Source organism: Halolamina sp. C58 (genome assembly GCF_051195095.1).
Classification (GTDB): domain Archaea; phylum Halobacteriota; class Halobacteria; order Halobacteriales; family Haloferacaceae; genus Halolamina.
On record NZ_JBNTJY010000002.1, the window covers coordinates 681,721 to 693,745 of the forward strand.

12 protein-coding genes are annotated in these 12,025 nt (G+C 55.0%); 6 read left to right on the top strand and 6 right to left on the bottom strand.

All coding sequences use genetic code 11. The annotated features are described in order from the left end of the window. Window positions 1–39: 39 nt before the first annotated feature. Entirely contained in the window at window positions 40–627 is a 588-nt protein-coding gene (gene hisB / locus ACQUSM_RS14165; protein ID WP_435119606.1) for an imidazoleglycerol-phosphate dehydratase HisB, read from the top strand. Here hisB and ACQUSM_RS14170 read toward each other — a convergent pair. Beyond that, window positions 624–1,193 carry a hypothetical protein gene (locus tag ACQUSM_RS14170; RefSeq protein ID WP_435119608.1) on the bottom strand — a complete coding sequence of 190 codons (570 nt, stop codon included), beginning with the start codon at window positions 1,191–1,193 and terminating at the stop codon, window positions 624–626. The genes hisB and ACQUSM_RS14170 overlap by 4 nt on opposite strands. A 90-nt stretch (window positions 1,194–1,283) precedes the next feature. On the opposite strand from ACQUSM_RS14170, the gene ACQUSM_RS14175 reads away from it, so the two are divergent. From ACQUSM_RS14175 to ACQUSM_RS14195, 5 genes are all read left to right on the top strand, one after another. Continuing rightward, entirely contained in the window at window positions 1,284–1,655 is a 372-nt protein-coding gene (locus ACQUSM_RS14175) for a hypothetical protein (protein WP_435119609.1), read from the top strand. 33 nt (window positions 1,656–1,688) lie between these two features. Beyond that, window positions 1,689–2,189, top strand: coding sequence for an amino acid-binding protein (locus tag ACQUSM_RS14180; RefSeq protein WP_435119611.1), 501 nt, complete (start codon window positions 1,689–1,691; stop codon window positions 2,187–2,189). A gap of 3 nt (window positions 2,190–2,192) precedes the next feature. Further along, window positions 2,193–2,819 carry an IMPACT family protein gene (locus ACQUSM_RS14185; RefSeq protein WP_435119612.1) on the top strand — a complete coding sequence of 209 codons (627 nt, stop codon included), beginning with the start codon at window positions 2,193–2,195 and terminating at the stop codon, window positions 2,817–2,819. Between the two features lie 72 nt (window positions 2,820–2,891). Continuing rightward, window positions 2,892–4,454 (top strand): sulfatase, encoded by a 1,563-nt coding sequence (locus ACQUSM_RS14190; RefSeq protein WP_435119614.1) that lies wholly within the window; start codon window positions 2,892–2,894, stop codon window positions 4,452–4,454. Window positions 4,455–5,047: 593 nt separating this feature from the next. Next, complete coding sequence (locus ACQUSM_RS14195) at window positions 5,048–6,322, top strand: tyrosine-type recombinase/integrase (RefSeq protein WP_435119616.1); 1,275 nt, start codon at window positions 5,048–5,050, stop codon at window positions 6,320–6,322. Here ACQUSM_RS14195 and ACQUSM_RS14200 read toward each other — a convergent pair. From ACQUSM_RS14200 to ACQUSM_RS14220, 5 genes are all read right to left on the bottom strand, one after another. Continuing rightward, the gene (locus tag ACQUSM_RS14200; RefSeq protein ID WP_435119618.1) at window positions 6,316–6,537 is read right to left on the bottom strand and encodes a hypothetical protein; all 222 of its coding nucleotides are present in this window, start codon (window positions 6,535–6,537) and stop codon (window positions 6,316–6,318) included. The two genes, ACQUSM_RS14195 and ACQUSM_RS14200, sit on opposite strands and share 7 nt — an antisense overlap. Before the next feature lie 1,654 nt (window positions 6,538–8,191). Then, window positions 8,192–8,368, bottom strand: a complete 177-nt coding sequence (locus ACQUSM_RS14205) for a hypothetical protein (protein WP_435119620.1) — start codon at window positions 8,366–8,368, stop codon at window positions 8,192–8,194. A gap of 432 nt (window positions 8,369–8,800) precedes the next feature. Beyond that, a complete protein-coding gene (locus ACQUSM_RS14210; RefSeq protein ID WP_435119622.1) occupies window positions 8,801–10,108 on the bottom strand; it encodes a hypothetical protein in 1,308 nt (435 codons plus the stop codon). A 203-nt stretch (window positions 10,109–10,311) separates the two neighbouring features. After that, window positions 10,312–10,500, bottom strand: a complete 189-nt coding sequence (locus tag ACQUSM_RS14215) for a hypothetical protein (RefSeq protein WP_435119624.1) — start codon at window positions 10,498–10,500, stop codon at window positions 10,312–10,314. Between the two features lie 2 nt (window positions 10,501–10,502). Then, on the bottom strand, window positions 10,503–11,447 hold the full coding sequence (locus tag ACQUSM_RS14220) for a hypothetical protein (RefSeq protein WP_435119626.1): 945 nt from the start codon (window positions 11,445–11,447) through the stop codon (window positions 10,503–10,505). Between the last annotated feature and the right edge of the window lie 578 nt (window positions 11,448–12,025).

The following is a 12,025-nucleotide window of genomic DNA, read 5'->3' on the forward strand; positions in this document are numbered from 1 at the left end:
TCCACAATCGCTTTGCCCCCGCGGAACGCCCTCCCAACCATGACCGACCGGCACGCGACCGTCGCCCGGGAGACGGCCGAGACCGAGATCGACTGCACGCTCACGCTCGACGGGAGCGGCGACAGCGAGGTCGACACCGGGATCGGCTTCCTCGACCACATGCTCGACGCCTTCGCCCGGCACGGCCTGTTCGACCTCGAACTGACCTGCGACGGCGACCTGGAGATCGACGACCACCACACGGTCGAGGACGTGGGGATCGTGCTCGGCCAGGCGTTCGACGAGGCGCTCGCGGACCGCTCCGGCATCCGCCGGTTCGCCGACCGCCGCGTCCCCATGGACGAGGCGCAGGCCGGCGTCGTCGTCGACGTCTCCGGCCGCCCGTACTTCCGGTTCGCCGGCGAGTTCTCACAGGAACGGGTCGGCGAGTTCACCAGCGTGCTCGCCCGCCACTTCGCGCGCTCGCTGGGGCAGCACGCCGGCCTGACACTCCACTGCGAGATCGAGGGCGACAACGCCCACCACGAGATCGAGGCGCTGTTCAAGGGGCTCGCCCGCGCGCTCGACGACGCGACCCGGCTCGACGAGCGCCGCAGCGACACCCCGAGTACGAAGGAGACCCTTTAGGGCTCGCGGATCTGCCCGTCCTCGACGACGAGCCGTCCCTCCGACGCCGCGTGTGAGAGCACCGCGTCGATCTCCTCGCGCTCGAGGTCGTAGGCGTTCGCGAGCATCGACTCCGCCTCCGTCCGCTCGATCGGGAACGGCCGGTTCGAGAGCATCCGCATCGCCCGACGGTAGCTCGGCGGCGTCTCCTCGCCGTCGCCCGGTCTCGATCCGGCACCGCCGCCCCCTTCTCCACCCCCAGCTGCACTGCCACCGCCGTCGTTCGGTTCCGAACTCCCGCCCGCGCTCATCGTGATCCCGTCCGTCGCGGGACCAGGGTCACTGCCGGCGTCCCCCGACGACTCCGCCGCGGTCGAGCCGTCCGTCGCGTCGTCCGCCGCCGCACTCGCTCCGTCCCCGGCCTCGGCCCGCTCGATCAACGGCTCCATCACGCGCAGCAGTTTCGTCTTGCAGTCCGAACAGAGTACCACCGAGCGGTCGCCGCCGCCGAGGCGGGGCGGAACCACCGCGTACTCCCCGAGCTCGTCGGGTGCACCACAGAAGTAACACGACTGGAGGTCGGCCATGGTCTGGTGACGATCCCGCCGGGGAAAAATCTGTGTCGTGTGGACCCACGGCTTAAGGCCGGCGAGCGCCGACGGCGAAACCGAACAGCCGTGGACATCCCACCCACAGAGACCACCGGTCGCTCGATCGTCGTCAAACTGTTCCGCCGTCACAGCATCGAGACGGAGTCGGCCGGCTCGATCGCCGACGCGATCGCGACGGTGAAAGCGGCCGCCGACCTCGACGAGGCGAAGATCCTCCAGGACGACGAGGTGGTCTACCACTCCGAGCGCAACGGCCCGATCGAGGACTGGGAGCGCGCGTGGGAGCGCGAGAAACGCCGGCTCTCCGCGGAGGAGTCGGCGTGGGACTGTCCACACGGCGTCGAGCACTGTTACGAAGACGACCGCTGTATCGACTGTCAGATCGACCGCGCCGCGGGGACGACGCCGGCGGAGTCGTCGGCCGAGCGAGGAGAGTGACTTTAACCCTACCGCGCCCACGTGTCCGGTAACGTGTTCGACGAGATCATGGAGAAGTTCGAGGGGTCGCCCTCCCAGCAGGCGGTGGTGCGCCTGCTGCTGGAGCGCGGCTTCTCGATCAACGACGAGGGGCGGGTCGTCTCCGGCGGCATCGAGATCCCCGACACGCAGATCGCCCGCGAGATCGGCGTCGACCGGCGCGTCGTCGACTCCACGACGGAGGCGTTGCTGGCGGACGACGAGCTCCGGGACATCTTCCAGAACATCTCCGCGGTGCCGAGCCTGATGGATCTCGCGCCCGTGCTCGACCTCTCGGTCGTCACCGTCGAGGTCGGCAACCCCGACGCGTCCGGGCTGGTCGCCGACGTGACGGGGCTCATCGCCGAGGAGGGGCTGACCATCCGACAGGTGCTCTCCGACGATCCGGAGTTCGCCGACGAGCCCAAACTCTACGTCATCCTCGACGAGGCGCCCTCCGGCGACCTGCTGAAGGAGATCCGCGGGCTCTCGTTCGTCCGGAAAGTGGGCTTCTGAGCCGTGCCCGAGAGCTTCCGTACCGTCGCGGGCCGCGGGGAGGCCCGTTTCGAGATCCGCGGCTCGGAGTTCATCGGCCACGTCGACCGCGTCGACACCGTCGAGGCTGCCGAGGCGTTCGTCGACGCGGTCCGCGAGGAGTACGACGACGCCACCCACAACGTCCCGGCCTACCGCGTTCCGGCGGGCGACACCTCGCCGGACCGCGTGAACGAGGTCATGATCCGGGAGTACCAGAGCGACGACGGCGAGCCGACGGGCTCGTCGGGCAAGCCCGCGCTGAACGTGCTCCAGCAGCGCGAGATCCGGAACGTCGTCGCGGTCGTCACGCGCTACTACGGCGGCACCAATCTCGGCGTGGGCGGCCTCGCCCGCGCCTACTCCCGGGCGGTGAAGGAGGCGGTCGACGACGCCGGCGTCGCGGAAGTTCAGCCGCGCCACCGCTTCACCGTCACCGTCGACTACGACGACTCCGGGACGGTTCGGGGGCTGCTCGAAGGTGCCGACTGCGAGTTCGACGCCGACTACGAGGCCGAGGTCAGCTTCGAGGTGTCGGTGCCGGTCACGGAGAGCGACGAGCTGCGCGACCGGATCCAGTCCGCGACGAGCGGACGGGCACGCGTCGAGTAGCCTGACCGCCCTCGGTACGTCGGGTCGGGACGGAACAGGAAACTTATCCGCCCTACAGTCACTACTCGGGGTATGACCAGCGGCTCGCCCGAGAACGTCCTCTTCGTGGTGATGGACACGGTCCGGAAGGACCACCTCGGCCCGTACGGCTACGACCGTGACACGACCCCCGGGCTGGACGCGTTCGCCGAGGAGGCGACCGTGTTCGACAACGCCGTCGCGCCCGCGCCGTGGACGCTCCCGGTCCACGCCTCGATGTTCACGGGGATGTACCCCTCCCGCCACGGCGCCGATCAGGAGAACCCCTACCTCGAAGGGGCGACGACGCTCGCCCAGTCGCTCTCGGCGGCGGGGTACGACACCGCCTGCTACTCCTCGAACGCGTGGATCACTCCCTACACCCACCTCACCGATGGGTTCGACGATCAGGACAATTTCTTCGAGGTGATGCCGGGCGACCTGCTCTCGGGCCCGCTCGCACGCATGTGGCAGGTGCTCAACGACAACCCCCGGCTCCGGAGGCTCGCTGACATGATCGTCAGCGCGGGCAACACCGCCCACGAGTACCTGAGTTCGGGCGAGGGCGCCGACTCGAAGACCCCGCGGGTGATCGACCGCACCAAGCAGTTCGTCGAGGACGCGGAGGCCGGCGAGGGCGACGGGTGGTTCTCCTTCATCAACCTCATGGACGCCCACCTGCCGTACCACCCGCCCGCGGAGTTCCGCGAGGAGTTCGCCCCCGGCGTCGACTCCGGCGAGGTCTGTCAGAACTCGAAGCTGTACAACTCCGGCGCGCAGGATATCGACGACGAGGAGTGGGAGGACATCCGCGGCCTGTACGACGCCGAGATCGCCCACATCGACAGCCAGCTCACCCGACTGTTCGACTGGCTCAAGGAGACCGACCGCTGGGACGACACCGCGGTCGTCGTCTGTGCCGACCACGGCGAACTCCACGGCGAGCACGACCTCTACGGCCACGAGTTCGGGCTGTACGACCCGCTCGTGAACGTCCCGCTGCTGGTGAAACACCCCGAACTCGACGCCGACCGCCGCGAGGACACCGTCGAACTGCTCGACCTCTATCACACCGTGCTCGACACGTTCGACGCGCAGGCGACGCCGACCCCGGGGTCGGACGAGGAGGCGGTCGCGCTCGACCCGACGCGTTCGCTGCTCTCGGACTCCTACCGCGCGTTCGACGGTGTCGACGACCCGGACCCGGCGCAGCAGGCCGCGCCGTCGGGCGAGACTGGCTTCGTCGAGTACTCCCGGCCGGTCGTGGAGCTCAAGCAACTGGAGGAGAAGGCCGCCGACGCCGGGATCGAACTCGACGAGGACTCGCGGTTCTACGCGCGGATGCGCGCCGCGCGCCGGGCGGACGCGAAGTACGTCCGCATCGACCGGATCGAGGACGAAGCGTACCGGCTGGACGAGGATCCCGGCGAGACGGAGAACCTCGCGGACGATCCCGACGAGGAGATCGACGAGGTGGAGAGCGAGCTAGCGATCTTCGAGACCGAGATCGGCGGCGCGTGGACGAGTGCTGCCGCGGGCGAAGTCAGCGACGACTCGGTGGAGGAGATGGACGAGGAGATTCAGGATCGGCTGCAGGATCTGGGGTATATGGAGTAGTTTGGGTTGGTCGAGTCTCTTTAGCTGTTTCTTCGGAGGGAGGAGCGTTTACGCACAGCAACGGCATCTCGAAGCCTGACCACTTGTGACCGCAGTGTGTCGGGCACGAGGCCCGACACAGCGCCGAGTCCCCACCCCTCCCCCCGCGATCGGCGATGGTCGCCGATCGCGAGGCGTCCACCGCCCCCACAGCCGGCGGTGGCGCGAAGCGCACGCGGCCTCGTGCCGCGTGTCAGAGCGGGACCTCCGGTCCCGCAGGCCGTACGGGCGACGCGTGGGTCGCCCGTACGACAGCGCGAGGGACGAGTGAACGACCGAAGGGAGTGAACGAGTCGGCTGGGGAGGTCCGTGAGCTGTGCGGGGCGGTTGCGGTCACAAGGTGCCAGCGATCGAGCTGCTGTTGCCGTCGATGTCGACGGATCGAGCTGCTGTCGCTGTCGCGGAAAGCAGAAACGGGAGCCAAAACGAGGATGCCCCGCCGTCGCCTACATGAAGTCCGCAATCCCCGACTGCTTGTTCTTGTCGGTTAAACTCCCGAGTTGTGCTTATTCCCAGAGCATATAGGGGAGTAGCGGGAAATTGTAGCTGAGCCAATGACTACCCCGAGAGAGAAGCTAGAACGCCGAAAGGAAACGTTCTCTGAATACGTAGAAGCCGGCGAGATTGATCCAGATACAGCAACAGCTGTGAGAGAGTTGCTTGACGCATACGACGGTCATAACGTCATGCAGTCAACTCCCGAAGGGGAAGGAACCCGAGAGCCAAGTACGCTAATGGCTTGGCTATATCGGTTAATGCAATTCGCCCGTGAAACGAACCTTACTGAAGCGACAGCCGAAGAAATGAATCAGGAAGTTCAGAGAATGCATGACGGGAGCCACCCAACGGTCAAAGATAGCGGGATTAAGAAATCAACTCTCCGATCATACCAAGCGGCCCTTCGGAAATTCTACGGCTACCATGATTTCGGGATTGAAGCTTCGGATATTCCGATGTATGAGCAAGAGGATTCCCCGGTCAATCCGGAGGATATGCTTACGAAAGAAGAAATTCAGGAAGCCCGCGAAGCCGCGAGAAACCCCCGAGATAAACTGATTTTCCAACTCTTACTGTATACGGGCCAACGCCGGGAAGCTCTTCGAACCCTCCGGCTGAAAGATGTGAATCCACAGGAAGGGACGTATCGATTGAACCCAGAAGTAGACGGACTGAAAGGGGCTCAAGAGAGAAACGGGAATCGCCCGCTACTAGGAGCAAAGGCGGCTGTTCAAAACTGGTTGGAATATCACCCCGACCCAAGTGATCCGGAGAATTATCTGATTACGGCCCGCCCGAGTTGGAATGCTGTTGACCCTTCGGAGCCAGTAAGTGGTGAAACAATCCGCCGGGTAATGAAGGACATTAAGGAAGATACGGACATTTCCAAGCCAATGAATCCCCACGCCATGCGGCATAATTTCGTTACTATCGCAAAACGGGATTACGGCCTTGCTGAAGATACTATCAAATATCTCATCGGACATGACAAAGCCAGCCAAGTCATGGAAACGACGTATTCCCATTTATCCGGTGACGATCATGTTCAAAGGGCCGAAGAAGCGTTTGGGCTTCGGGAGCCTGAAGAAGAGTCACCACTTACTCCGGAAATCTGTGACGTATGCGGGAATTCGCTAGAACCGAACGCTAAGGCTTGCTCCCGATGTGGTACTGTGTTCACGCCCGATGCAAAATCTACACAGGATAAAATTGAGGAAGATACGTATGAAGCGAAGGGAGAAGTAGAAGGGGAGGAAGAGGATGCACTTGACCAAATGAAGGAACTACTCCGCGAGAATCCCGATTTAATCGAAGAGCTTCAGGATCAATAAGCGAATATACTCCCTTCTGGTTCTGTATCTGTCGGCTCTTGAGAGTCAATGCTTGGCTCTGTGTCGGGTTCCTTGGGTTCGGGAGTAGAACACGATGTATCCCCCTCAATTGACCGAAGAAGTTCCTGTGCTATCCATGAAGCCGAACAATCAGCATTTGCGACAGTCTCCAATGCTTCCCGGTTCTCTTCGATCTTCTTCTTCTTGCTTGTCATTATGTGAACCAACTAGCATGAGCTATTTACGTCTTATGGGGTCCGGTAATATGTCTGAAAACGGAATCCCACCCCGTTATATCCCCACGGGGACGGGTTGCCTTGATATCTCCCTCAAGGAGGGGTCGTTCTAGAACGGCCAAAGGCCGAATGATTCACTTTACCTTTCATCCTCCGGAAACCGAAGGAAGAGAAGGAAGGACGAACTACGTCGCCCCATTCACGTTAGGAGCCGGAGAAATAAAGCACTTTCGGATTGTTGACAGGAATTGCGATTTTCGGGGTTCCCCGAATTCTAACTAATGATATTTAATTAAAGGGGATTTGGCCGACTCACGTCGCTCATTTGAATAGGGACCGGGGTAATCCTGATTCATTCCTTTGTCCTACATACAGACTCTCTTCCTTCTGAATTCCCTCTCAAAAGTACCCTATCAAACCAAATCTGAAGGTTTGACATATCCTAGCCCTTCTAATAATAAACTTTCAGAATATAATTGATAGTAATTATACCCCTATATGGTGGTTTTGATGGATTCTGCTATGTACCACGTAGCCCAATTCCCTCAGTAAATCGGCGCTATTGCCCTTTGAGAGACTTTGATATAGAAAATTCGATTCAGATTTTCGGCAAAGTTCGATTGAGAATGTGTTAGTGACTTAGCGATATTCTTGGTAGTAACCGAAAGATTTCCAACATAAATATGATATACATACTACTGAGAAAACTAGGAGAATATTTTCGGAAAGAAATATCGCTATATCCTCTACCCACCGGATTTCGAATACCGTGAGAATAGAGCCAATGGCTATGAATAGGCCAATAGCTACTGTGGTCCAAAATCTCAGGTTAATGCCTTTGGGTCCGGGAGGTATGTCCATACACTCTGGATAGTGTCGTTGGGGCTTAGGATTTATTGTATGCCAGAATATACTACAGGTATGGACATAGAAGTATCGAACGAAACAGAGCTTTGGGTGGTTTATTCTCTCATACAAGGCCAGAATATGACCCCTGAATCCATCTCAGAAGAATTGGCCTATGATATTTCTCGGGATGAAATCAGACAGTCCTTACAGTCTCTCCAAGATCGGGGTATCGTAGAAAATCAGGATGGGTGGATTCTGGATACCCACTAATTTCATATCCCAATTCCTGAAACAGCCGGTAAGTGGGGTTGCGAATCTACTGAACTGACTCTTTGTAAGCGGGGTAGGCACGCCAAATGAAGACAATTACCGCTCCCACCGGAACCGTACTGGAGACGATGAGATACTCAACGAATGAGGGAAGCTCTACGAAAAGCACGACCATCCCAAAAAGGAACCCCAATAGAAGCCATGCTCCCAATAACTGACGAATCACGCCCGCAGTTTGCGCAAAACGGTCAGCGGGAGTGAGCGATGGTGTGGACACAAGGGTAATTGGTCAACTGCTCATAAATACCTTCCCTCTACCTACCGATCTATGACTAGCCAATCACCCCATACAGAAGCGACAGTCCCACAGTCGAAAATATGAACGAAACTCCCATCGGAATCAGAGGGTTATCAAATGCAGAATCCCCGAAGAAAGTCCGATAGCCGAAGATAATACCGAATGACAAGAGACTAATCCCAAGTCCGAACGCCAGAGCCGAGAGTATGGACAAGATCATAAATATCCCTCTTCCTCAAGGAACTTCCCAATAGCCACTTCTATCAGGATTTTCTCGTTGTAATCCTTGTCGTGAGTGTAGTTCTCTAGAGCATCGATTAGCTCTGGATCTTGAATCGCACATCTAATCAGCTTCAACTCGGTACTTGTGTCGGTGATTTGCTTTACAGACATATTCAGTAATCCCAGATTGAGTCATTACATACTACGCAATAGTATTCTTCTGAAGAAGCATCATACATTGGCTCAGTCCCACAGTTTGAATGAGCAATATCGAAATCCCATAACTCAGTCAAGTTACTATCCTGAGTGACCGTCAAATCTGACTGAAGCTCATTAGAAGCGATACGCTGGAATTGATCGATAATCTCGGGCCATTCCTCTTCCCGAATGTCCGGGGTTACATACTCCAAATTAATGCGGATATTTTGAACCTCAAATCCCTCAGGTACTTGGATATCTATTCGCCGGCATATCTGAATCATGTCTATCATGGATTACCCCTACTTAAATGGTTGTAGAGCCGTCTTGCGAATTTAGGCCCATCGGCAATGTTAACAAAAGGAAGTAAGGATTTATTGTATATATCAAACAAATACTGGTTAGTCATATTTCCACCTTCTGAGAAGTATTATCTGAGAGTGTAATCTTCGGAGAGTCGGGATTGTGCTTCTGATTAGTATTTTCTAATCTGTTTATGTATCCTTCAGTAATCCCGATATTCCGAACGACATTCTTCCTTCCCTGCCTTTCCGTTTCTACTACACCTTCTGCTTTCAGAATATCTATTGTATTTCTCACTTGTCTTACCTTATACTCTGTCCAATCTACAATATCACTAGTTGATGTTTCGCTTTCCATATGTATAATATTTGCTACGTCGCTTTTTGTGTCGAAATTAACTCCCTCACAGAATACCCAATCCTCCCCAGAAGCCCATTCGAGTAGCTGCTTACGGTGACTTGGGTACTTGGCATAGTATGAATCGAACGGCAGAGTAGACATTACAAACTGAATCATACTCTGATTCCTCCCCATGAAGAAGCCGATATAATTTGCTAATTTACATTCGGCCCTTCCTTGAGGGTTAGACCCCGAGAAAGCCGAGAAATCCCCATTCCATAGCCGAGAGAATAGCTCTTGACCGTCCCAATCACCGAAGCGCATATACTCATATCTCTCTTCGAAATTATGGGATACTGAGGGGACATTCTCGGCAAATTCCTTCTGAGGGTTAATCCCCGGATCTACTGGGGGAGCTTCAGTATCTACATTCCCTGAAGGTATGTCACTCTCTCGGGAATCCTGTTCGGGTTCAATCCCTAACAGCTGTCCAAGTCTTTGGACTGAATCAATGTCCATAGCGGGAGCTTCAGGATTGATTGACTGAAGGACATACCTTCCCGTCCCTGATTGGTCACAGTCCTTTGAATCTGAACAGTTAGCATGGTCAATTTCTGAGGGAGGAAGTGGGGTACCTGTATTAGTCAGAAGTTCAATATCCTCAGATTCCCCCTCTGTGATATCGGTTATTGTCGTGGGGAAGGAATCTAACAGATTGTATGCTTCTCGGCTTTCTATCCGAACAATCCGATTCCTACCGTCGTGGGCCGTCCCCTCAGTTAGAAGAGCATATGGATCAATAATCGAACGGAAATCCTCAGGGAGTATGCCAGCCTCTTCAATGTCGAACAATACGTATGTGATTCCATCAAACCACTTCCCAATCACTACCCCGACATTCCCACCTTCCCGAAGGTGTTTCTCGGCTTCTGCTTGGGATATTAGATTCCGTTTCTGATCCCATCCCGTATCGTAACTGTGTTTCTTTCCATCCTCAAGAGGAATAAATACGTCATGGTCAAATAGATCAAAAATATCTTTATTTGCGTCACTATCCGCCTTTTCTTCCAACAGATATTTATTTGAGCAACGACAAGTAGAGAATGTCATAGTCTGCCTCCGGGTCGGCTTGGGACCGGCCCGATTTTAGCGAACAACAAGAGATATCTAAATTCAGACTTACTTGTTACGTAAATTTAGTGGTGTTTATTTAAAAACTTTACTTGAACAGTTTGCCAGTTTATTAGTTTAAACTCGAAAATAGTTTCTTAGTTTTAGTGGAAATATTGAAGGTCGGGCTGTAAATGCGCGAGCGACAGAATCACAGTAATACTATCTTTTGTTTCATTATCTATTACTGCTAAAACGTCGTCATTCTCTTTTACATCTTCCTTCAAATTTTCTAGGTGTTCCTGTGGGAGTGATTTCGCTATTAACCCTTCAGAAAGCTCTTCTACAGTCATATTTAGAATTCCTCCCGGGCGGGTACTTCTGCGATTAAAACGTCCCCGTCCTTCTCTAAGATTTCAGCATCCTCTAGCGATTCAATTTCAGATTTCAATTTGTCATACGACGTTACGATCTGCTTCCTGTCGGGAGCAATTGAGGTAACGTGAGTATTGGGGATCTGAGTGTGATTCTTCATATCCTGTGCGAATTCCTCCCACACTCCCCCACGTTGGGACCATTCAGAAGCCGCTTGTTCCGCCACTTCCTCCGAAATTTCGGGTACGGAAAGCTCTTCTTCCTCTTCCTCAATTTCCGGGTTTCTTTCCATCTCGGCTTCTTCAGTACCACCCATGTTCTTCTGAATGATTTCACCAAATTCCTCCCCCGTCATTTCGCTTACCTGCTTCTCTTCGGGCGATTCCTCAATCCAATCCCGATCTTGAAGTTCAGAACGGATTTTGTCTTGCTTATCTTCAAATTCTTCCTCAGACAGCCCAAATTTACCCTCTTCGCGGGCCGCTTGGGTAAGGAGCCCCTGCCTAGTGTTCGGCATCGATGGGTCGTCCAATGCTTCTTCGACCTTCTGGATGGATTCCTTATCAGAGTCAGAAAGTCGCTCTTCAGCTTCAAGTTCCTCAATAGCATTTTTCTCTGCCTCTGTGAAAAGAGCCGAGCGACCCATACTCGCGGAATCTAAGGATATCGTATCTGGCATATTGTCCGTCGAAAGCGATTCATCCCCTTCGAACTTTCCAAGCTCCACCACTTCTTGTCCGTCTTTCTCCGTGGTCCGTGGTCCCTGAGATAATTCAGCCTCTTCTCCCTGAACTAAAGCGCCGTTACTCTCGGCTTCTTGGATTTGGGAAGTAGTGCTATCTACTCTAATCCTTTCCATGCTCCCGCCAGTTTGTTTGCTACCATTATTCTTCGCGCTATCTTTAAGTAAATCTCTAAGTGCCATAGTAAATCAATCCTCAAATTCCGCATTAATTTCCGTTCTAATCATTTCCTCAAATGAGCTATACCCTTCTCTGTCCCTGTATTCGCTCAGGGTTTCGTGGGTTTGCTCTTTCACACCGACCGTCGTATATTTTGTTCGTCCCATCTGTCTTCATTATTACACTACGCCGTAGGGAGTATAAAAGACTTTATAATTACAATTACTTGTAGGAAAAGAAAGGATTTGGTGGGGGAGAGTGAGACAGTCGAATGTCCCGAATGTGGGAAGGAACATACTGATAAGGATAAACTTCAAAGACACATCGCTGGTCACGGAGCGAACAGCGACTCGCTGCTCGCTTCAGATGGACGTTATCTATTCCCCAAACAGATATTCGATGAACCTAGCATCGACTCGCTTCTAGGTTACGAATACATCAGGAAAAATGAAGTATATGAAGATATAGCAGAGTCTTCATCCTTCGAATGAAACACGAAAGGTCCAGCGAGTCGCTGGACCTTTTCACTTCCCACCACATGACGACTCGTCATATGGTATGGTCGTTTCCCAACGATTCACATGAAGGGGACCTATGACGA

Excerpts from the sequence above, each read along its gene's own strand:
- ACQUSM_RS14215 (WP_435119624.1), bottom strand. The coding sequence starts at position 10,500 with ATGACTGTAGAAGAGCTTTCTGAAGGGTTAATAGCGAAATCACTCCCA.
- ACQUSM_RS14220 (WP_435119626.1), bottom strand. The coding sequence starts at position 11,447 with ATGGCACTTAGAGATTTACTTAAAGATAGCGCGAAGAATAATGGTAGC.
- ACQUSM_RS14170 (WP_435119608.1), bottom strand. The coding sequence starts at position 1,193 with ATGGCCGACCTCCAGTCGTGTTACTTCTGTGGTGCACCCGACGAGCTC.
- ACQUSM_RS14190 (WP_435119614.1), top strand. The coding sequence starts at position 2,892 with ATGACCAGCGGCTCGCCCGAGAACGTCCTCTTCGTGGTGATGGACACG.
- ACQUSM_RS14200 (WP_435119618.1), bottom strand. The coding sequence starts at position 6,537 with ATGACAAGCAAGAAGAAGAAGATCGAAGAGAACCGGGAAGCATTGGAG.
- ACQUSM_RS14195 (WP_435119616.1), top strand. The coding sequence starts at position 5,048 with ATGACTACCCCGAGAGAGAAGCTAGAACGCCGAAAGGAAACGTTCTCT.
- hisB (WP_435119606.1), top strand. The coding sequence starts at position 40 with ATGACCGACCGGCACGCGACCGTCGCCCGGGAGACGGCCGAGACCGAG.
- ACQUSM_RS14205 (WP_435119620.1), bottom strand. The coding sequence starts at position 8,368 with ATGTCTGTAAAGCAAATCACCGACACAAGTACCGAGTTGAAGCTGATT.